At 71.2% G+C, this 20,595-nt stretch carries 18 protein-coding genes; 7 read left to right on the top strand and 11 right to left on the bottom strand.

From position 1 onward, the window contains the following. Nucleotides 1-8 precede the first annotated feature (8 nt). Entirely contained in the window at nucleotides 9-2,219 is a 2,211-nt protein-coding gene (locus ACFWRT_RS23385; RefSeq protein WP_380953481.1) for an ATP-binding protein, read from the top strand. A gap of 17 nt (nucleotides 2,220-2,236) precedes the next feature. Here the strand turns inward: ACFWRT_RS23385 and rpsD are convergent, their stop codons facing one another. After that, nucleotides 2,237-2,851: a 30S ribosomal protein S4 gene (gene rpsD, locus ACFWRT_RS23380; RefSeq protein WP_007457953.1), complete on the bottom strand. Its 615-nt coding sequence runs from the start codon at nucleotides 2,849-2,851 to the stop codon at nucleotides 2,237-2,239. A 191-nt stretch (nucleotides 2,852-3,042) separates the two neighbouring features. Between rpsD and ACFWRT_RS23375 the strand changes: the two genes are divergently transcribed. Beyond that, nucleotides 3,043-3,744, top strand: a complete 702-nt coding sequence (locus tag ACFWRT_RS23375) for a DUF2470 domain-containing protein (RefSeq protein ID WP_380953480.1) — start codon at nucleotides 3,043-3,045, stop codon at nucleotides 3,742-3,744. A gap of 22 nt (nucleotides 3,745-3,766) precedes the next feature. Here ACFWRT_RS23375 and ACFWRT_RS23370 read toward each other — a convergent pair whose 3' ends face one another. Together ACFWRT_RS23370 and ACFWRT_RS23365 are read right to left on the bottom strand one after the other, a co-directional pair. Next, complete coding sequence (locus ACFWRT_RS23370; RefSeq protein WP_380953479.1) at nucleotides 3,767-5,134, bottom strand: replication-associated recombination protein A; 1,368 nt, start codon at nucleotides 5,132-5,134, stop codon at nucleotides 3,767-3,769. Between the two features lie 57 nt (nucleotides 5,135-5,191). Then, entirely contained in the window at nucleotides 5,192-5,830 is a 639-nt protein-coding gene (locus tag ACFWRT_RS23365) for a vitamin K epoxide reductase family protein (protein WP_380953478.1), read from the bottom strand. 284 nt (nucleotides 5,831-6,114) lie between these two features. Between ACFWRT_RS23365 and ACFWRT_RS23360 the strand changes: the two genes are divergently transcribed. From ACFWRT_RS23360 to ACFWRT_RS23350, 3 genes are read left to right on the top strand one after another with little or no spacing between them, the layout of a single operon-like run. Next, nucleotides 6,115-7,005 (top strand): histidine kinase dimerization/phosphoacceptor domain-containing protein, encoded by an 891-nt coding sequence (locus ACFWRT_RS23360; protein WP_380953477.1) that lies wholly within the window; start codon nucleotides 6,115-6,117, stop codon nucleotides 7,003-7,005. 2 nt (nucleotides 7,006-7,007) lie between these two features. Further along, on the top strand, nucleotides 7,008-7,343 hold the full coding sequence (locus ACFWRT_RS23355) for a sensor histidine kinase (RefSeq protein ID WP_380953476.1): 336 nt from the start codon (nucleotides 7,008-7,010) through the stop codon (nucleotides 7,341-7,343). Next, nucleotides 7,340-7,960, top strand: coding sequence for a response regulator (locus tag ACFWRT_RS23350; protein WP_128850623.1), 621 nt, complete (start codon nucleotides 7,340-7,342; stop codon nucleotides 7,958-7,960). The genes ACFWRT_RS23355 and ACFWRT_RS23350 overlap by 4 nt, the downstream gene beginning before the upstream one ends. Nucleotides 7,961-8,050: 90 nt before the next feature. Here ACFWRT_RS23350 and hisS read toward each other — a convergent pair whose 3' ends face one another. Further along, entirely contained in the window at nucleotides 8,051-9,313 is a 1,263-nt protein-coding gene (hisS, locus tag ACFWRT_RS23345; protein ID WP_380953475.1) for a histidine--tRNA ligase, read from the bottom strand. A gap of 21 nt (nucleotides 9,314-9,334) precedes the next feature. Next, nucleotides 9,335-10,024, bottom strand: a complete 690-nt coding sequence (locus ACFWRT_RS23340; protein ID WP_380953474.1) for an MBL fold metallo-hydrolase — start codon at nucleotides 10,022-10,024, stop codon at nucleotides 9,335-9,337. Between the two features lie 168 nt (nucleotides 10,025-10,192). Between ACFWRT_RS23340 and ACFWRT_RS23335 the strand changes: the two genes are divergently transcribed. Beyond that, nucleotides 10,193-10,987, top strand: coding sequence for a peptidylprolyl isomerase (locus tag ACFWRT_RS23335; RefSeq protein WP_380953473.1), 795 nt, complete (start codon nucleotides 10,193-10,195; stop codon nucleotides 10,985-10,987). Between the two features lie 202 nt (nucleotides 10,988-11,189). Then, complete coding sequence (locus ACFWRT_RS23330; protein WP_380953472.1) at nucleotides 11,190-12,419, top strand: DUF349 domain-containing protein; 1,230 nt, start codon at nucleotides 11,190-11,192, stop codon at nucleotides 12,417-12,419. A 59-nt stretch (nucleotides 12,420-12,478) separates the two neighbouring features. Here the strand turns inward: ACFWRT_RS23330 and ACFWRT_RS23325 are convergent, their stop codons facing one another. The 6 genes from ACFWRT_RS23325 to ruvB form a co-directional block, all read right to left on the bottom strand. Further along, the gene (locus ACFWRT_RS23325) at nucleotides 12,479-15,079 is read right to left on the bottom strand and encodes a RelA/SpoT family protein (protein WP_380953471.1); all 2,601 of its coding nucleotides are present in this window, start codon (nucleotides 15,077-15,079) and stop codon (nucleotides 12,479-12,481) included. A gap of 148 nt (nucleotides 15,080-15,227) precedes the next feature. After that, the gene (locus tag ACFWRT_RS23320) at nucleotides 15,228-15,779 is read right to left on the bottom strand and encodes an adenine phosphoribosyltransferase (RefSeq protein WP_380953470.1); all 552 of its coding nucleotides are present in this window, start codon (nucleotides 15,777-15,779) and stop codon (nucleotides 15,228-15,230) included. Continuing rightward, a complete protein-coding gene (gene secF / locus ACFWRT_RS23315) occupies nucleotides 15,779-16,867 on the bottom strand; it encodes a protein translocase subunit SecF (RefSeq protein ID WP_380953469.1) in 1,089 nt (362 codons plus the stop codon). The genes ACFWRT_RS23320 and secF overlap by 1 nt, the downstream gene beginning before the upstream one ends. A gap of 1 nt (nucleotide 16,868) precedes the next feature. Next, nucleotides 16,869-18,665 (bottom strand): protein translocase subunit SecD, encoded by a 1,797-nt coding sequence (secD, locus tag ACFWRT_RS23310; protein ID WP_380953468.1) that lies wholly within the window; start codon nucleotides 18,663-18,665, stop codon nucleotides 16,869-16,871. 150 nt (nucleotides 18,666-18,815) lie between these two features. After that, on the bottom strand, nucleotides 18,816-19,316 hold the full coding sequence (yajC, locus tag ACFWRT_RS23305; protein WP_380953467.1) for a preprotein translocase subunit YajC: 501 nt from the start codon (nucleotides 19,314-19,316) through the stop codon (nucleotides 18,816-18,818). Between the two features lie 166 nt (nucleotides 19,317-19,482). Beyond that, nucleotides 19,483-20,568, bottom strand: coding sequence for a Holliday junction branch migration DNA helicase RuvB (gene ruvB, locus ACFWRT_RS23300; RefSeq protein ID WP_380953466.1), 1,086 nt, complete (start codon nucleotides 20,566-20,568; stop codon nucleotides 19,483-19,485). Nucleotides 20,569-20,595: the final 27 nt, after the last annotated feature.

Genomic DNA, 20,595 nt, shown 5'->3' with positions numbered 1-20,595 from the left:
CGTGTTTCATGCGACACCTGCAGCCCCCCTTCACCGACCCGGATGATCCGGACTCCCCCCGTTCCGCCCCGGCTGGCAACGTCCCGGCGGAGCTGAACCGGTTCGTGGGCCGCGGATACGAACTGGCGGCGCTGGGCGGGCTGCTGGAGGAGTCCAGACTCGTCACCGTCGTCGGAGTGGCGGGCGTGGGCAAGACCCGGTGTGCCGGCCGGGTCGCCGCGCTGACGGAGAAACGGTACTGCGACGGGGTCTGGTTCGCCGAGCTGTCCCCGGTCCGCGAGGCCGGCCTGCTGGAGCACGCCGTGGTCGAGGCGCTCGGACTGACCGACCACACGGGCAGGCCGCCGCGCACCGTGCTCGTCGAGCACCTCCGCGAGCGCCGGGCGCTGCTGGTGCTGGACGGCTTCGAGCATCTGGTGGACGGCTGCGCCGATCTCGTACGGGAGTTGCTGCGGCGGGCGCCGGGGCTCCGGGTGCTCGCGGCCGGGCGCCGCCCCCTCCTGGTGGACGGTGAAGTGACGTTCACCCTCGCCCCTATGTGCGACGAGGATGCGGTGGAGCTCTTCTCGGAGCGGGCCCGCTCGGTGCGGCCGGACTGGGAGCCGACCGCCGGGGACCGGGCGGCCACGCTGGAGCTCTGCCACCGCCTCGACGGGATTCCGCTGGCGCTGGAACTGGCCGCGGGGCGGCTGCGCGCCCTCTCCGTCGACCAGGTGCTGCTGCGCCTGGACGACCGGTTCCGGCTGCTGACGGGCGGCAGTCGCGGCGCTCCGCCCCGCCACCGGGCGCTGCGGACGGCCATCGGCTGGAGCCATGAGCTGTGCACGCCCGAGCAGCGGCTGCTGTGGGCGCGGCTCTCGGTCTTCGCCGGGCAGTTCGATCTGGAGGCCGCCGAGTACATCTGCGGCGGCGCCGGTCTGCCGGCCGACGCGGTGCTCGACGTGCTGGAGGAGCTGCTGGCGCAGTCGGTGGTGGAGCGGGAGGACGGCGCGACGGGCACCCGGTACCGGCTGCTGGAGTCGGTCCGTGAGTACGGCGCCGAGTGGCTGGCGGCGGCCGGGGACACCCGGCGGATGCGGCGGCGGCACCGGGACTGGTTCCTGGGTCTTGCGACCTGGTGCGAGCTGGACTGGTTCTCGCCGCGCCAGGCGGAGGTGGCGGCCCGGATCGACGCCGAACTGCCCAACCTCCGGCGGGCGATGGAGTGCTCCATGGAGAGCCCCGACGAGGTCCATCTCGCGCACCATCTGGCGGGTTCGCTCTGGTTCTACTGGGCCGGGTGCGGGCGGCTGTCGGAGGGCCGGTACTGGCTGGAGCACGTCCTGGAGGAGCCGACCCCGTACGACTCCTCGCGGCTCAAGGTGCTGTGGGTGCTGGGGTATGTGGCGGTGCTCCAGGGGGACGCGGTCGGGGCGATCTCGGCGCTCCAGGAGTGCCGGGAGGAGGCCGAGCGGTCCGGGGACGCGACGGCGACGGCGTACGCGGTGCACCGTACGGGCTGTCTGGCGATCGTCACGGACGACCCGGCGCGCGCCGAGGAGCTGCTGCGGGAGGCGCTCGGGCGCTACCGGGAGATCGGTGAGCTGAACAGCAATGTGGTGATGGCCCAGGTGGAGCTGGCCATGGCGGTGGCGTTCCAGGGGGATCTGGACGCTGCGGCGGACATCTGCGAGGAGGTCCGGGAGCTCTGCGAGGACCATGGGGAGCGGTGGGCGCTGGCGTACGCGCTCTACGTCCTGGCGTACGCGGCGCTGCGGCGGGGGCTGCCGGAGCGGGCGCGGCGGATGCTCGGGGAGTGCCTGTCGATCGGCCGGACCTTCGACGATCTGCTGGCCACCGCGCTCTCGCTGGAGCTGCTGGCGCTGGTGACGGCGGTGGAGGGCGACGCCGGGGAGGCCGCGGTGCTCCAGGGAGCGGCGGAGCGGATCTGGCCCTCGGTGGGGCTGCCGCTGTTCGGCTCGGTGCACTTCGGGCGGCCGCGGGTGGAGTGCGAGGAGCAGGTGCGGCGGGAGCTGGGGGACGCGGCGTACGAGGCGGGGCGGCGGGCCGGCTGGCGGCTGGACCGGACGGCGGCGGTCGAGCGGGCGCTCGGCGCGGGCGGTGGCGGGGCTCGGGGGCACCGCGACACGCCCGGGGCGGGCGGTGGTCCCTCCGCCGGGGGAACGCGAAGGCCCGCCGCCTCCCGGATGACCGGGAGGGGCGGGCCGGAGCGCTGGTGAGAGCGGCTACGCCTGGATCAGCGGGCGTAGTACTCGACGACGAGCTGCTCGTCGCAGATCACCGGGATCTCCTTGCGGTTCGGGTCCCGGTCCAGGCGGAAGGCCAGGGCCTTCAGGTTCACCTGGAGGTAGCGCGGGGTCTCACCGTCGGTGTCGTAGCCACCCTCGCGGGCCACCTGGAAGGGGACCTTGGTGCGGCTGCGCTCGCGGACCTGGACGATGTCGTCCGGGCGCACGCGGAAGGACGGCTTGTCGACCTTGCCACCGTTGACCTCGATGTGGCCGTGGACGACCATCTGACGGGCCTGGTAGATGGTGCGGGCGATGCCCGAACGCAGGACCAGGGCGTCGAGGCGGCGCTCGAGCTCGACGACCAGCGCCTCGCCCGTCTTGCCTTCGGCCTTCTTGGCGCGGTCGTAGGCGCGCGCCATCTGGCGCTCGCTGATGTCGTACTGCGCACGCAGGCGCTGCTTCTCCAGCAGACGGACCTTGTAGTCCGAGTTCTGCTTGCGGCCACGGCCGTGCTCGCCCGGCGGGTACGGACGCGCTTCGAAGTACTTGACAGCCTTGGGCGTCAGAGCGATGCCGAGGGCACGCGACTTCTTGACCTTGGGACGCGACTGGTTAGGCACGTTCTCCAGACCTCCGTTGTAGGTTAGGTTAGGCTTACCTTACTCAAGGAGATCGCATGTCTCGCCCTGGGAACACCACTCACGTCACGGACAGCACAGACAGCGGCAGCACCTCCTCAGAGGGTGCTGCTACGACGGAAGGCCGATCTGATCGTGGTCAGCCGCGTCCCAGCGGGCTTGATACCACTCGGATGCCGTCAGCAGCCGAGCGCACACGAACTCTCGTACAGAGTACCTGCTCCGCACTGCTGGTCGTACCGGGGCTGGATCTGGCCCGCGCCGAACCCCTGGTCCCGGACAGCAGGAGCGTGGGGCCGGAGGGTGACCTGTTCCTCGAATTCCCCGCGGATTCCCCGGCTGTCCGGGCCGCGACGCACGCACAGGGCGACGAGCTGACGGCCGTGCTGGAGATCACGGACGTCGCCCCGGTCTCCGTACCGCACCGCATCCGCGGCCGCGCCTGGGTCTCCGGCTGGCTCACCTCCGTACCCGGCCTCGCGGAGCCGGGCCGCATGATGCTGCGCCTGGAGTTCGGAGAGGCGTACGTGGACGACCTCTGGGGCGCCGAGGACATCGAGGCGGAGGACTTCCGGGACGCCGCCCCCGATCCGCTCTCCGGCCACGAGGCGGAGCTGCTCCAGCACCTGCACTCCGCTCACGACGACCAGATGCGCACCCTGTGCGGGCTGCTGGGCGAACGTACGGCGCGGGCCTGCTCCTCGCACCAGCCCACCGCCGTGCCGGTGGCGCTGGACCGCTTCGGGCTGCGGGTGCGGTTCGTGGAGGACAAGGGGTCGTGCTTCGACGCCCGCTTCGAGTTTCCGGAGCCGGTACGGGACGTCACCGAGCTGCGGCGGGCGATGCACACGCTCTTCGAGGCGGCCGCGTCCTGATCCCGGGACCGCCGTCGGCGGGTCAGGACGGGTCCGCGCCTTGGGGAGTACGGCCCAGGCGCTCGCGGACCCGCTCGACCACGTCCGCGTACCGCGCCTCGGCGCCGTGCCGGGTGGGGGTGTAGTACTGCCGGTCGCGGACCGCGTCCGGCGCGTACTGCTGGGCGGCGATACCGCCCTGGACGTCGTGCGGATAGACATAGCCCTGGGCGTGGCCGAGCTTGGCGGCGCCCTTGTAGTGGCCGTCCCGCAGATGGGCCGGGACGGGTCCCGCGAGCCCCTTGCGCACGTCCTCCTGCGCGGCGGAGATCGCGAGCGTCGCCGCGTTGGACTTGGGTGCGAGCGCGAGGGCGATCGTGGCGTGGCTGAGGGTCAGCGCCGCCTCCGGGAAGCCGATCATCGCGACGGCCTGCGCGGCCGCCACCGCCGTCGGCAGGGCGGTGGGGTCGGCGAGGCCGATGTCCTCGCTGGCGGAGATCATCAGCCGCCGGGCGATGAACCGGGGGTCCTCCCCCGCCTCGATCATCCGGGCCAGATAGTGCAGGGCGGCGTCCACGTCGGAGCCGCGGATCGACTTGATGAGAGCGCTGGCCACGTCGTAGTGCTGGTCGCCGTCGCGGTCGTACTTCACGGCGGCCCGGTCGACGGTCGCCTCGACCGTCTCCAGCGTGATCTCCGCCTCGTGCGTGGCGAGCGCCGCACCGGCCGCCGCCTCCAGCGCCGTGAGCGCCCGGCGCGCGTCACCGCCCGCGATGCGCAGGAGATGCGCCTCGGCGTCCTCGGGCAGGGTGACGGCCCCGCCGAGCCCGCGCTCGTCGGTCAGCGCCCGGCGCAGCAGATCCCGCAGGTCGTCGTCGGTGAGCGGCTCCAGGGTGAGCAGGAGCGAGCGCGAGAGCAGCGGCGAGATGATGGAGAAGTACGGATTCTCCGTGGTGGCGGCGATCAGGGTCACCCAGCGGTTCTCCACGGCGGGGAGCAGGGAGTCCTGCTGGGCCTTGGAGAAGCGGTGGATCTCGTCCAGGAACAGGACGGTCTCCTTGCCGAAGCCACCGGTGGCGCGGCGCGCGCTCTCGATGACGGCCCGGACCTCCTTGACGCCGGCGGTGATCGCGGAGAGCTCGACGAAGCGCTTGTTGGTGGCCTTGCTGACCACGTACGCCAGGGTCGTCTTCCCGGTGCCGGGCGGGCCCCACAGGATCACCGACGAGGCACCGGCCGGACCTCCGCTCCCCTCGACGAGCCGGCGCAGCGGCGATCCCGGCTTCAGCAGATGCTGCTGGCCGACGACCTCGTCCAGGACGCGCGGACGCATCCGGACAGCGAGGGGGCTGCTGGACGGGTCCTTCTCCTGGCGGTCTTCGGCGGCTGCGGTAAAGAGGTCGGGCTCCACGTCATGAAGCCTATGCGACCCCACTGACATGCCGTCGGGCCGGTGGGCGGACGGGGCTCAGCTGGTCCAGAAGTCCCACCAGCGCGTCAGGATCAGCATCCCGATGATCCCGATCCACAGCACCGGCGGAACCCAGTGGAACTCGGTCAGCCCGTTCCGCAGCCAGGAGGGCGCGGGGAGGATGCGGTGCTTGACGTTGTGCGTGGTCACGTAGCAGAACATGATGATCGTCGCGACCCAGGCCAGGCAGCACCACAGGCAGAGCGAGTTGATGTTGTACAGCGACTGGTACTGGAGCCAGGTGCAGAAGCCGACGCCGAACAGGGTGCCCGCGTTGAGGCCGAGCCAGAACCAGCTCCGGTAGCGGGCGCCGGCCAGCAGGCCGATCCCGATGGCGATGACCATGCCGTACGTGACCAGGCCGAGCATCGGGTTGGGGAACCCGAACGCCGCGGCCTGTTCGCTCTTCATGATGTTGCCGCACGCGACGACCGGGTTGAGGCTGCAGCCGGGCGTGAAGGAGGGGTCCTCCAGCAGCTTGAACTTGTCGATGGTGATGACCCAGGAGGCCAGCAGACCGGCCGCGCCGGTGATCACCAGAAGCAGGGCGAGTCCCCGTCCGGCCCCGAAGGTGCGCTTACCGCCGTCCTCGTCCAGGTGGGACGGGGAGTGGTGGTCTACCGCTGCAGTCGTCATATCGCCGTTCCATCACTGAGTGGTCAGCCGGGCACGGTCATTGTGCCGCACCCCTGGACGGGTCAGCCGTTCGGTGGACATAAAGGTGTACGGGCAGTGGGCGGGAAATCGCGGCCACCACTGGATGCTCGGGCTCATGACCAAACGTGCGGTGGATGTACGTGGGGATGAATCAGCCCTTGTCAGGTTGACGGGAGGGGAATCGGCCACCCGCGAGGCCCGCCCCTTCCCCCACCGGTCCGGGCGTCGGAGGATGCCCGTTGTGTCCGCCGACGTGTTACGCGATGAGCCCCCCCGGCGCCTCAGGAGCACGGGAGCCCGACGAGTGGGCCCGGCCGCTGCGCCCCTGGGACGGGTACTTCGGCGTGGTCTGGGCGGTCACGGTCGTCCTCGTGCTCGGCGCGGCCGAACCGTCCTGGCCGTTGCGGGTGGTGGCGGCCGCGCTCGTCGGGCTGACGCTGCCCTGGTACCTGTGGGCCGGGCGTTCGGCGCTGCTCGGCGACACGGCGGCCGGGGTGCCGGAGCGGCGTTACGTCCTCGGGGCCGTCCTGCTCTTCCTGCCCGCGGCGGTGCTGGTCGGCGAGACGCAGCTCGTGACCTTCGCGCTCGCCCCGCAGTGCTTCACGCTGCTGCGGCTGGGCGCCGCCCTGCGGGTCCTGGGTGTGCTGGGCGCGGTGCCGTACGTGGGGTGGGTGCTGGTGTGGCGGCCGGCGGCGGGCGAGGCGGGGTTCCGGCTCCTGCTGGCGGCGGCGACCTTCGCCTTCGCGGCGTTCCTGGGCCGCTGGACGATCCGGATCATCGGCCAGAGCCGGGAGAGGGCCGCGCTGATCGCCGAGCTGGAGGCGGGGCGGGAGGAGATCGCCCGGCTGTCGGCGGCCCACGGTGCGCTGGCGGAGCGGGAGCGGATGTCCCGGGAGATCCACGACACGCTCGCGCAGGGGTTCACCAGCCTGCTGATGCTCTCCCAGGCCGTCGAGTCCGAGCTGGACGACGATCCGCCGCGCGCCCGCCGCCATGTGGCGCTGATGGTGCGGACCGCCCGGGAGAACCTGGCCGAGGCGCGGGCGCTGGTCGCCGGGGTTCACCCGCCGATCTGGCCGGTGGATCGCTCGCGGACGCCCTGGGCCGGCTGGCCGGGCGCCACAGCGACGGGACCGGTGCCCCGGCCCGGCTGACGGTGACCGGGACCGCCCGGCCGCTGCCGACCGCGCACGAGGTCGTCGCCCTGCGCGCCTGCCAGGAGGCCCTCGCCAACACCCGTAAGCACGAGGGAGACGCCGTACCGGTGACCGTCCTGCTGGAGTACGCCCCCGACGCCCTGACCCTGTCCGTACGGGACGGGGGGCGCGGCTTCGACCTCCGGTCACCGCACGAGGGCTACGGCCTCGCCGGGCTGCGGGCCAGGGCCGAGGAGGCGGGCGGCCGGGCGGCCGTGCACAGCGCTCCGGGCTCGGGTACGACGGTGACCGTGCACCTGCCGACGAAGCCGCCGACCTCGAGGAGCCCCCGATGATCCGCGTCCTGCTGGCCGACGACCACCCCGTCGTACGGGAGGGGCTGCGCGGGATGCTCGACACCGCGCCCGGTCTGGAGGTCGTCGGCGAGGCGTCGAGCGGTCCGCAGGCCGAGGCGCTCTGTGCCGGGCTGCTGCCGGACATCGTGCTGATGGACCTGCGGATGCCGGGCGGCGGGGGCGTGGAGTCCATCCGCCGGATCCGGGCGGCGGGGCTGCCGTGCCGGGTGGTCGTGCTGACGACGTACGAGAGCGACAGCGACATCCTGCGGGCCGTGGAGGCGGGGGCGTCCGGCTATCTGCTCAAGGATCTGGGGCGGGCGGAGCTGGCGGAGGCGGTGCGGGCGGCGGCTCGCGGGGAGACGGTGCTCGCCCCGTCGGTGGCGACCCGGCTGGTGGACCGGCTGCGGTCCGTGCCGGAGCTGCCCCGGCTCTCGGAGCGCGAGACGCAGGTGCTGCGGCTGGTGGCGGAGGGGTGCACCAACGCGGAGATCGGGCGGCGGCTGTTCATCGGGGAGTCGACGGTGAAGACCCATCTGCTGCGGGCCTTCGGGAAGCTGGGCGTCAACGACCGGACGGCGGCGGTGACGGGCGCGATGCGGCAGGGGCTGCTGTGAACGGCCGGGGCGCGGGCGGGAGGCCGGAAAGCCTGCGCGGGCGGGAAGGCCTGGAAGCCTCCCCGCCCGCGCCCCGTACGTCCGACCGGGTCAGCCCAGCCGCTTCGTCAGCTCCGCGACGACCTCGGCCAGCGGCACCGCGCTCTGCTCGCCGGACTCCATGTCCTTGAGCTGGACGGCTCCCTCGGCCAGGTCGCGCTCGCCGGCCACCAGGGTGTAGCGGGCGCCCGAGCGGTTGGCGCTCTTCATCGCGCCCTTCAGGCCGCGGCCGCCGAAGGCGAAGTCGGCGGCGATGCCCGCACGGCGCAGTTCGGTGACGACGCCGAACAGGGCCCGGCGGGCCTCCTCGCCGAGCGGGACCGCGTAGACGCTGGTGGTGACGGGGAGGTCCAGCTCGACGCCCTCGGCCTCCAGCGCGAGGACCGTGCGGTCCACGCCGAGGGCCCAGCCGACCGACGGCAGCGCGGGGCCGCCGATCATCTCGGAGAGGCCGTCGTAGCGGCCACCGCCGCCCACCGCGGACTGGGAACCCAGGCCGTCGTGGACGAACTCGAAGGTGGTGCGGGTGTAGTAGTCGAGGCCGCGCACGAGCTTCTCGTCGTCCTCGTACACGACCCCCGCCGCCGTCAGCAGCGCGCGGACCTCCTCGTGGTACGCCTTGCAGGCGTCGCAGAGGTAGTCGCGGAGCTTGGGCGCGTCGGTGAGCTGCTGCTGTACGTCGGGCCGCTTGTCGTCCAGGACGCGCAGCGGGTTGATCTCGATGCGGCGGCGGGTCTCCTCGTCGAGGTCGAGGTCGCGCAGGAAGGTCTGGAGCGCCTCCCGGTAGACGGGACGGCACTCCTTGTCGCCGAGCGAGTTCAGCAGGATGCGGAACTGGCGCAGGCCCAGCGAGCGGTACGCCTGGTCGGCCAGGATGATCAGTTCGGCGTCCAGGACCGGGTCCTCGGTGCCGATGGCCTCGGCGCCGACCTGCGAGAAGTGGCGGTAGCGGCCCTTCTGCGGACGCTCGTAGCGGTAGTACGAGCCGGAGTACCAGAGCTTGACGGGGAGGTTGCCCGCCTTGTGCAGGTTGGCCTGGAGGGCCGCGCGCAGGACGGAGGCGGTGCCCTCGGGGCGCAGCGCCAACTGGGAGCCGCCCTTGGTGGTGAGGGTGTACATCTCCTTGGTGACGATGTCGGTGGACTCACCGACACCGCGCGCGAAGAGCTCGACGTCCTCGAAGCCGGGTGTCTCGATGTAGCCGTAGCCGGAGTCGCGCAGGGGCGCGGAGATGGCCTCGCGCACCGCCAGGAACTTCGCGGAGTCCGGCGGGGTCAGGTCGTACGTGCCCTTGGGGGCCTGGAAGGTGCTCACGTGTTTTGCGTCTCTCGTCTTCTACAGTCCTCGGCGCGGCGACGCGTCCAGACCGTTCAGGAACGGGTTGGTGGCGCGCTCGCGGCCGATGGTCGTCTGGGGGCCGTGGCCGGACAGCACCACGGTCGAGTCGTCGAGCGGCAGGCACACACGGGCCAGCGAGCTCAACAGCTCGGCGTGGTCGCCGCCTGGCAGGTCGGTACGTCCGACGGAGCCGGCGAAGAGCAGGTCGCCCGAGAAGAGGACCGGCGGGATGTCCGCGGCCTCGGGCATCTGGAACGTCACCGACCCCTTGGTATGGCCGGGCGCGTGCGAGACGCCGAACTCCAGCCCGGCCAGGGTCAGCTTCGACCCGTCGGTCAGCTCCTTGACGTCGTCCGGCTCCCCCACGGTCAGCTCGCCCATGAGCGGCATCCCGATGGAGCGGCCGAGCGCCTTCTCCGGGTCGCTCATCATGTAGCGGTCCTCGGGGTGGATCCAGGCGGGGACGTCATGGGCGCCGCAGACGGGGACGACCGAGGCGACATGGTCGATGTGGCCGTGGGTGAGCACGACGGCGACGGGCTTGAGCCGATGCTTCCTCAGCGCTTCCTCGACGCCCTGGGCGGCCTGGTGGCCCGGGTCGATGATCACGCACTCCTCACCGGCGGCGGGGGCGACCAGGTAGCAATTGGTCCCCCAGGCCCCGGCGGGGAACCCGGCAATGAGCACGATCGTCCTTAATGTTCGTCCGGAGTATGCGGCAGCGGCGAAGGATGCGGCAGATCAGAGCCTACCGGCGCTCCTCATGACACAGGTAACCCATATACGGTACGGGCAGCCCAGCCCCGAATCCCACGACGTACCCCCGACGTCACGACGTAAGAAGGAGCCCAACCGGTGTCCAGCAGCGAACAGCGGCGGCGGCAGCTCGCCCGGGAGAAGTTCGAGCGCCAGCAGAAGCGCCGGGAGGAAGCCCGTCTCAGGACGCGGCGCATCACCGCGATCGTCGCGGCCTCGGTGGCCGTGGTCGCCGTCGTCGGTGTGAGCGCGTTCGTCGTGGCGGGCAAGGACGACGGCAAGGACGACAAGAAGACGGAAGCGGCAGCGAGCCAGAGCCCGGAGCCGACGCCCTCGGAGAGCGAGAGCAAGGCTCCCCTGCCGCCGATGAAGATCGACAAGAAGGCGACGTACACGATGTCGCTGGGGACGAGCCAGGGCGAGATGGCGTTCGCCATGGACGCGGCGAAGACCCCGCAGACGGCGAACTCCTTCAAGGCGCTCGCCGACAAGGGCTACTTCGACGGGACCAAGTGCCACCGCCTCACCACGCAGGGCATCTTCGTCCTGCAGTGCGGTGACCCCAAGGGTGACGGCACGGGCGGTCCCGGCTACAACATCCCGGACGAGAACCTCACGGCGCTCGGCAAGGCGGGGGACGACGGCACGGTGACGTTCCCCGCGGGCACGGTGGCGATGGCCAACACCGGCCAGCCGGGCACCGGCGGCAGCCAGTTCTTCCTGGTCTACAAGGACACCAAGCTGCCGCCCACGTACACCCCGTTCGGCAAGCTCGACAAGGCCTCGCTGAAGAACGTGGAGAAGGTCGGCGCCGCGGGTGTCGAGGGCGGCGCGGGCGACGGTGCGCCGAAGAAGGCCGTGGAGATCGAGAAGGCGACCGTGAAGAAGAGCTGATCCGGCCGCACGGCCCCGGGGCGCCTCGCGTACCCCGGGCCGCCGGGCGGGAGCGGATAATTTCGGCCGCGCGGAGTGCGGACAGCCGGGTGGCCGGTCGCCTAGATTGGCGTTGTGCAGGGCGGGCGAGGCCCGCCCGAGGAAACTGTGGACGATGCCCGGGGGGCGAACCCCCTCGTAGGCATCAGGTGGAGGAGGCGCTGTGAGCAGCGACCCGTGGGGCCGCGTCGACGAGACGGGCACCGTGTACGTGCGTACAGCCGATGGCGAGCAGGTCGTCGGATCGTGGCAGGCCGGTTCGCCTGAGGAGGCTCTGGCCTATTTCGAGCGCAAGTACGACGGCATTGTGGTCGAGATCGGCCTCCTCGAACGGCGGGTGAAGACCACCGATCTGTCGGCGAAGGACGCGACGACCGCGATCGACCACCTGCGCCGGCAGGTGGACGAGCACCACGCGGTGGGCGACCTGGACGCGCTGCGCAAGCGGCTGGACGCGCTGGTGGCGACGGTCGAGGCGCGGCGCGAGGAGCGCAAGGTCCTCAAGGCCAAGCAGACCGACGAGGCCAAGCACGCCAAGGAGGCGCTGGTCGCCGAGGCGGAGGAGCTGGCGCAGAGCGAGCAGTGGCGGTCGGCCGGTGAGCGGCTGCGGGCGCTGGTGGACACCTGGAAGGGTCTCCCCCGCCTGGACCGCAAGTCGGACGACGAGCTGTGGCACCGCTTCTCGCACGCCCGCTCGGCGTTCTCCAAGCGGCGCAAGGCCCACTTCGCCGCGCTGGACGCCCAGCGCGAGGACGCCCGTAAGGCCAAGGAGAAGCTGGTCACCGAGGCCGAGGCGCTGTCCGGCTCCACGGACTGGGTGACCACGGCCGCGCGCTACCGCGACCTGATGACCGAGTGGAAGGCGGCGGGCCGCGCCCAGCGCGAGGCCGAGGACGACCTGTGGAATCGTTTCCGCGGCGCCCAGGACGTCTTCTTCGCCGCCCGTGGCGAGGTCTTCGCGGAGCGGGACGCCGAGCAGGGCGAGAACCTCAAGCTCAAGGAGGAGCTCGCCGCCGAGGCCGAGAAGCTGGTGCCGGTGACGGACCTGAAGGCGGCCCGCGCCGCTTTCCGGGGGATCAACGAGCGCTGGGAGGCCATCGGCCACGTACCGCGTGACGCCCGGCCCAAGGTCGAGGGCCGGATGCAGGCGGTGGAGCGGGCGCTCCAGGAGTCCGAGGAGTCCGAGTGGCGCCGGACGAACCCGGAGGCGCGGGCTCGCGCCGCGGGTCTGACCGGTCAGCTCCAGGCGGCCGTGGACAAGCTGCGCGGCCAGATCGACACCGCGCGCGCCCAGGGCAACAACGCCCGCGCGGACAAGCTGGCCAAGGAGTTGGAGGGCCGGCAGGCGCTGCTGGACCAGGCTCTGAAGGGCCTGGAGGAGTTCGGCGGCTGATACGGCTGACGGAAGGGCCCCGGTACGCAGCGCGTGCCGGGGCCCTTCCGTTGCCGCTGTTACGGCCTGCGGGCCGAGGTCACCCGGTAGACGTCGTAGACGCCCTCCACGCCGCGTACGGCCTTCAGGACGTGGCCCAGGTGCTTCGGGTCGCCCATCTCGAAGGTGAAGCGTGAGGTGGCCACCCGGTCGCGGGAGGTCTGGACGGCCGCCGACAGGATGTTCACGTGCTGGTCCGAGAGGATCCGGGTGACGTCGGAGAGGAGCCGGGAGCGGTCCAGCGCCTCGACCTGGATGGCGACCAGGAACACGGAGGACTGGGTGGGGGCCCATTCGACGTCGAGGATGCGCTCGGGCTGCTGCGAGAGCGACTCCACGTTGACGCAGTCGGCGCGGTGCACGGAGACGCCGCTGCCTCGGGTGACGAAGCCGATGATCGGGTCGCCGGGGACCGGCGTACAGCAGCGGGCGAGCTTGACCCAGACGTCCTCGACACCCTTGACGACGACGCCGGGGTCGGCGTTGGCGCGGCGCTTGCTGCGGCCGCCGTGCGAGGGCGGGGTGGATTCGGCCAGGTCCTCGTTGGCCTCGTCGTGGCCGCCGAGGGCCTGCACCAGCTTCTGCACGACGCCCGCCGCCGCGACATGGCCCTCGCCGATCGCCGCGTACAGCGAGGAGATGTCGGGGTAGCGCATCTCGTGGGCGAGGGTGACCAGGGAGTCGCCGGTCAGGATGCGCTGGATCGGCAGGTTCTGCTTGCGCATGGCCCGCGCGATGGCGTCCTTGCCCTGCTCGATGGCCTCGTCGCGGCGCTCCTTGGAGAACCAGGCGCGGATCTTGTTGCGGGCGCGCGGTGACTTGACGAAGCCGAGCCAGTCCCGGGAGGGCCCGGCGCCGGCCGCCTTGGAGGTGAAGACCTCCACCAGGTCGCCGTTGTCGAGCGTCGATTCGAGCGGGACGAGCCGTCCGTTGACGCGTGCTCCTATGGTCCGGTGGCCGACCTCGGTGTGGACGGCGTACGCGAAGTCGACGGGGGTCGCGCCGGCGGGCAGCGCTATCACGTCGCCCTTCGGCGTGAAGACGAAGACCTCGTTGCGCGAGAGGTCGAAGCGCAGGGACTCCAGGAACTCGCTGGGGTCCTCGGTCTCCTTCTGCCAGTCCAGGAGCTGGCGCAGCCACGCCATGTCGTTGACGGTGTCCTGGCCGCGTCCGGTGTTCTTGGGGACGTCGGTGCGGACCTTGGAGGCGCCCGCGACGGCCTCCTGCTTGTACTTCCAGTGCGCGGCGATGCCGTACTCGGCGCGGCGGTGCATGTCGAACGTACGGATCTGGAGCTCGACGGGCTTGCCGCTGGGACCGATCACCGTGGTGTGCAGCGACTGGTACATGTTGAACTTGGGCATCGCGATGTAGTCCTTGAACCGTCCGGGCACCGGGTTCCACCGGGCGTGGACGGTGCCGAGCGCCGCGTAGCAGTCGCGGACGGTGTCGACGAGGACGCGGATGCCGACCAGGTCGTAGATCTCGGCGAAGTCGCGGCCTCGCACGATCATCTTCTGGTAGACGCTGTAGTAGTGCTTGGGGCGGCCGGTGACGGTGGCCTTGATGCGGGCGGCACGCAGGTCGGCCTGGACCTCGTCGGTCACTATGGCGAGGTATTCGTCGCGCTTGGGGGCCCGCTCGGCGACGAGGCGGACGATCTCGTCGTACATCTTGGGGTAGAGGATCGCGAAGGCGAGGTCCTCCAGCTCCCACTTGATGGTGTTCATGCCCAGCCGGTGTGCCAGCGGGGCGTAGATCTCCAGCGTCTCGCGGGCCTTCTTCTCCTGCTTCTCCCGCTTGAGGTAGCGCATGGTGCGCATGTTGTGCAGGCGGTCCGCGAGCTTGATGACCAGGACCCGGGGGTCCTTGGCCATGGCCACGACCATCTTGCGTACGGTCTCGGCCTGCGCGGCCTCACCGAACTTGACCTTGTCCAGCTTGGTGACGCCGTCGACGAGGAGGGCGACCTGGTCACCGAACTCGCGCTTGAGGGTGTCCAGGCCGTACTCGGTGTCCTCGACGGTGTCGTGGAGCAGCCCGGCCATCAGGGTGGCCGGATCCATACCCAGCTCGGCGAGGATCGTGGTGACGGCGAGCGGGTGCGTGATGTACGGGTCGCCGCTCTTGCGCTTCTGGCCGCGGTGCCAGCGCTCGGCCACCTGGTAGGCGCGCTCGATCTGGCGGAGGGTGGCCGTCTCGATCTTGGGGTCGTTGCCCCGGACCGTACGGAGCAGAGGCTCCAGGACCGGGTTGTACGGGCTGGAGCGCTGCACGCCCAGTCGGGCGAGGCGGGCGCGCACCCGGTTGGAGGAGCCGCCGGAGCGGGGGGCGGCACCGGCCGGCATGGCGGGCTTCACGGGGGCCGGGGGCGTGGGGGCCGGGGGCTTCGGCTGCTGGGTGGCGGCCGGTCCGACGGGGGGCTGGGCCTTCGGCTGCGGGCTCGACGGAGTGGCCGGTTTCGTCGGCTGCCCGGCGGCCGGGGGGCGCTCGGAGGCTCGATCGGGCTCCGGGGGCGCGGGCTTCGGCGCGTTCGAGGGCGCGGCCTTCTGGGGCGTGGCGGGGGACGCCACGGGCTTGTCGGGCTGCGGGGCGGCGGCTGACTGGGCCTCGTCTGGCAAGAGCGCTCCTCGTGCGGATCCGGGGTACCCGGAGAGCCCATGGTAACGATCCCCCGGCGGGACCTCGCCCGGGGACGGTGAGAGCTTGGACAACGAAGGGCGGGCACCCGGATGTTCCCGGGTGCCCGCCCTTTCCGTACGGAGGTTCTCAGACCGTGATCAGCGCTTCCAGCGGAGCGCCCCGCAGCCCCGGCTCCAGCCGGGTCCGGCCCGCGAGGAAGCCGAGCTCCATGAGGACCGCGACGCCCGCGACCTGGGCTCCGGCCCGCCGGATGAGCTCCAGCGAGGCCTCGGCGGTGCCGCCGGTGGCCAGCACGTCGTCGATGACCATGATCCGGTCCTCGGCGACGAGGTCCTCGGCGTGGATCTCGATCTCCGCGCTGCCGTACTCCAGCTCGTACGCCTGGGCGAGCGTGGCTCCGGGGAGCTTCCCGGCCTTGCGGACCGGTACGAAGCCGAGGCCCGCCCGGACCGCGACGGGCGCGGCCAGGATGAAGCCGCGGGCCTCCAGGCCGACGATCTTCGTGGCGCCGTGCCGTACGCACAGCTCCGCGAGGGCGTCGGTGAGCGCCGTGAAGGCCACCGGGTCCGCCAGCAGCGGGGTGATGTCCTTGAACACCACGCCCGGCTTCGGATAGTCCGCGACATCGCGGATCCGGCTGAGCAGCAGCTCCCTGGTGGACTCGGCGGTGCTGGTCATCAGCGCTTCCCCGGCGTGCGGCCGTGCGAACGCGGACGGCCGATGGCCGTACCCGCGGTCGCGGCGCCCTCACGCGGCTCCTCGTGACCGTCGTCCTCCGGGGACTCGCCCCGGGCGGCGGCGGACGCGCGCTTGGCGAGCACCCGCTTCTTCAGGGCCTTCATCTGCGGCTCGCGCTCCTTGAGGTCGGCGACGAGCGGCGTGGCGATGAAGATCGAGGAGTACGCACCGGCGGCGAGGCCGACGAAGAGCGACAGCGAGATGTCGTTCAGCATGCCGGCGCCGAGGACACCGCCACCGATGAACAGCAGGCCGGCCACCGGCAGCAGCGCCACCACGGTGGTGTTGATCGAGCGGACCAGCGTGCTGTTGATCGACCGGTTGGCGATCTCGCTGTACGTGTAGCGGGTCTGCTTGGTGATGTCCTTCTGGCCCTCCTTGAGGCTGTCGAAGACCACCACCGTGTCGTACAGGGAGTAACCGAGAATGGTCAGCAGACCGATCACCGTGCCCGGCGTGACCTCGAAGCCGACCAGGGCGTAGACACCGACCGTGATGGTGATGTCGTGGATCAGCGCGATGAGGGCGGCGACGGCCATCCGCCACTCGAAGGCGATGGCCAGATAGACCACCACCAGGACCATGAAGACCCCGAGGCCCGTCCAGGCCTTGTTGGCGATCTGCTCACCCCAGCTGGGGCCGACCAGGTCCGCGTTGATCTCCTCGGCCGGGATACCGAGCTCGTCGGAGAGGGTCTCCTTGATCTCGTTGGCCTTGGCGGTGCCGACCTCGGTGATCTGGATACGGAGACCGCCGTTGCCGAGCTCCTGGACGATGGCCATGTGGCCCGAGGCCTCGGTCGCCACGTCCGTCGCCTGGGCCGTGGAGATCTTGGCCTTGGTGTCGGTCGTGAAGACCGCACCGCCCTTGAACTCGATGCCCATGTTCAGACCGCCGACCGCCACGGCGACGATGGCCGTGATGGTGATCAGTATCGAGACGCCGTACCAGATCTTGCGGTTGCGGATGAAGTCGTAACCGACCTCGCCTCGGTAGAGCCGGGCGCCGAGATTGCCGAGTCGCGACATCTCACGCCTCCTTCGGTTCGGTGGAAGCGCTGACACGGCGCGAGCGGCGCAGCGGCGGCTGGGCGCCGAGCCGCTTCGGGTCCAGACCGGACCAGGATCCGCCCTGGGAGAAGAACTTCGTCCGGCCCATCAGCGTCATCAGGGGCTTGGTGAAGAAGAACACCACGACGACGTCGAGCAGCGTGGTCAGGCCGAGCGTGAACGCGAAGCCCTGGACCTTGCCGACGGTGACGAGGAAGAGCACCGCGGCCGCCAGGAACGACACGAAGTCGGAGACCAGGATGGTGCGCCGGGCCCGGGGCCAGGCGCGCTCGATGGCCGGGCGCAGGGTGCGGCCCTCGCGGATCTCGTCTCTCACGCGTTCGAAGTACACGATGAAGGAGTCCGCGGTGATACCGATGGCGACGATGGCGCCACAGACCGCCGGCAGGTTCAGCGCGAAGCCGATGGCCGGGCCCAGCAAGGACATGATCGTGTACGTCAGGATGCCGGAGACCAGCAGGCTGAGCAGGGCGATGAACGCCAGACCGCGGTAGTAGGCGACCAGGTAGATCACGACCAGCGCCAGACCGATGCCGCCGGCGATCAGGCCGCCCTTGAGCTGCTCGCTGCCGAGGGCGGCGGTCACGGTGGTGACGCTGACCTCTTCGAAGGTCAGCGGGAGCGCACCGTAGGAGAGGATGTTGCCGAGGTCCTCGGCCGACTGCTGGTCGAAGCTGCCGGAGATCTGGGCGTTCTTGCTGAGCGCCGTGCGCACCGAGGGCGCGGAGACGACCTCGCCGTCGAGGACGATGGCGAACTGGTTCATCGGAGGCTGCTGCTGCGAGAGCCGGCTGGTGATCGTCTGGAACTTCTTGGCGCCGGCGGAGCTGAACTCCATCGACACGATCCACTCACCGGTCTGCTGGTCGATGGCGCCCTTGGCGTCGTCGACGTCGCCGCCGGAGACCTCGGCCGGGCCGAGGATGTACTTCTCGTAGCTGCCGGGGACGTTCGAGCCACAGGCGACGATGGAGTCGGTGGGCAGGGCGTCCTTGCCCGCCGCCGCGCGCTGCCCGGGGTCGGCGCAGTCGAGCTTGGCGAACTCCTCCTGGAGCTTGGCCGTCGCCGGGTCCGCCGAGGGCGAGGCCTCGGGGGTGCCGGACGGCTTGGGCGCGGCGGGGTCCGTGGGCGTCGGGGTGGGGGCCTTCTTCAGGCCCTCGCTGACCGCACGGCCCTGGGTGGTGGCGCTCGGGGAGGGAGTGGCCTCCTCGCCGGTGGCCTCCTCGCCCTTCTCCTTGTCGTCGCCCTTGTCCTTGTCGTCCGACGCGGCGGACTCACCGGGCTTCGGCGTGGCGCTGCCCGAAGGGGTCGGGGAGCCGGAGGGCGCGGGCTGCTCGGGGCCGCTCGCCGCCACCGTCAGAACGGGCCGGAAGTAGAGCTGGGCGGTCGTACCGACCTGCTCCCGGGCCTGCTCGGAGTTGGTCCCCTTGGGGATGTTGACGATGATGTTGTCGCTGCCCTGGGTCTGGACCTCGGCCTCGGAGACGCCCAGACCATTCACGCGCCGCTCGATGATCCCGACCGCGGTGTCCATGTTGGTCGGGTTGATCGCGTTCGGCTTGCCGGGCTGGTTCTTCGCCTTGAGCGTAATCGACGTCCCGCCGGCGAGGTCGATGCCCAGCCGCGGCGTGGTGTGCCCGGACAGGAACATCCCGCCGGCGAGCGCGACCATGGCGATGAGGATGATGACCAGGGCACGCCCCGGCCTCCCCTGACCGCCGGAGGACGGCCCTCGGCCCTTCTTGGGTGCTGCCACCTTCTCGTTTCTCCCTGTCCAACCGCCCCGCGCCGGGTACGCGCCCGAGCGGCCACGAAGTGTTGTGGGGACCCGCCCCCGCAGACGACCTGCACGGTCCCGGGGACGCCGCGCGCCGGTGGGCGCGCGACGTCCCCGGGATCGTGAGAACTACTTGGTGCCGGCCTCGCCGTCGCCCTTGCCGTCGCCCTTGGCGTCCTTCACGTCCTCGGCCGCCGCGTCCTCGGGCCCGGTCCCGGCGTCCTTGTCGGCCGCCTCGTCCTTGCCCAGGTCGATCTTGGCGATCTCCGCCTTGTCCGCGTCGGACTCACCGGTCAGCGAGGAGGCGTCGTCGGGAACGACCGTGCCGTCCGCGTCCAGCTCCTCGTCGTCGCCGTGCACGATGCGGTTGTACTCCGCGTCGTCCAGGACGGCACCGATCGCGTTCTTCGCGTAGATGGCGTGGACGCCGGGGGCGACCTCGAGGAGCACGGTGTCGTCGTGGACTTCCTTGACGGTCGCGTACATGCCCCCGATCGTCCGGACGCCGGTGCCGGGCTGCATGTCGTTGCGCATCTGTGCGGCCGCCGCCTGCTTCTTCTTGGCGGAGCGGGTCATCAGGAACATGGCCCCGATGAGCACGATGAAGGGGAGGAGAGTGATGAGATCCACGGGACGGGAATTCCTTCGCACGACCGCGCTGGAATGCGGCCTGTATTTACGGGGGTGGGTACACCGACCGTTAAGGGCGGCATCGGCGGAGTCTAGATGAGTCCGCATCGTTGGAACAACGCCCAGCATGGCACCGGGGTTCCTGGCCGCGCGAACCTGTGACGCTTCACGCCCCGAACAGGCCCTCTTGTCCCCTTACTCCGTGCTGCGGCGGAACGAGTCCCAGGTGCGCCCAGGCCGCCGGGGTGGCGACCCGCCCGCGCGGGGTCCTGGCCAGCAGTCCTTCCCGTACGAGGAAGGGCTCGGCGACCTCCTCGACGGTCTCGCGCTCCTCCCCCACGGCGACCGCGAGGGTGGACAGGCCGACCGGTCCGCCGCCGAAGAGCTTCAGCAGGGCGCCGAGCACGGCGCGGTCCAGCCGGTCGAGTCCGCGGGCGTCGACCTCGTACACCTTCAGGGCCGCGGCGGCGATTTCCCGGTCGATGGTGCCCTCGGCCTTGACCTGGGCGTAGTCCCGGACGCGGCGCAGCAGGCGGTTGGCGATACGGGGGGTGCCCCGGGAGCGGCCGGCGATCTCGGCGGCGCCGTCGGCGTCGATCTCGACGTCGAGGAGGCGGGCGGAGCGGTGGATGACGCGCTCCAGCTCGGTGGGGGCGTAGAACTCCATGTGGCCGGTGAAGCCGAAGCGGTCGCGCAGCGGGGGCGGCAGGAGTCCGGCCCGGGTGGTGGCGCCGACCAGGGTGAACGGGGGCAGTTCGAGGGGGATCGCGGTGGCGCCGGGGCCTTTGCCGACGATGACGTCGACGCGGAAGTCCTCCATCGCCATGTAGAGCATCTCCTCGGCGGGCCGGGACATGCGGTGGATCTCGTCGAGGAAGAGGACTTCCCCCTCCTGGAGGGAGGAGAGGATCGCCGCGAGGTCCCCGGCATGCTGGATGGCGGGGCCCGAGGTGATCCGGATCGGGGCGTTCATCTCCGCCGCGATGATCATCGAGAGGGTGGTCTTGCCCAGGCCGGGGGCGCCGGAGAGCAGCACATGGTCGGCGGTGGCGCCGCGGGCGAGGGCAGCCTTGAGGACCAGGTCGAGCTGTTCGCGGACCTTCTCCTGGCCGACGAACTCGTCCAGGTCCTTGGGGCGCAGGGCCGCCTCGACCGCGGTGTCCTCACCGTCCGCGCCCGCGTCGACCAGCCGGTCGTCGAAGACGGGCCCGGTGGGCTCGTCGGTCTCGGGTCCGGTCTCGTCCCAGTTCATTCAGGGGCCTCTTCGGTGGTTCGGTGC

The sequence above is a fragment of the Streptomyces cyaneofuscatus genome (assembly GCF_042718795.1).
GTDB lineage: Bacteria > Actinomycetota > Actinomycetes > Streptomycetales > Streptomycetaceae > Streptomyces > Streptomyces cyaneofuscatus_A.
Note: the sequence above shows the minus strand (reverse complement) of the source record. Positions and strands in the feature narration are given on the sequence as shown.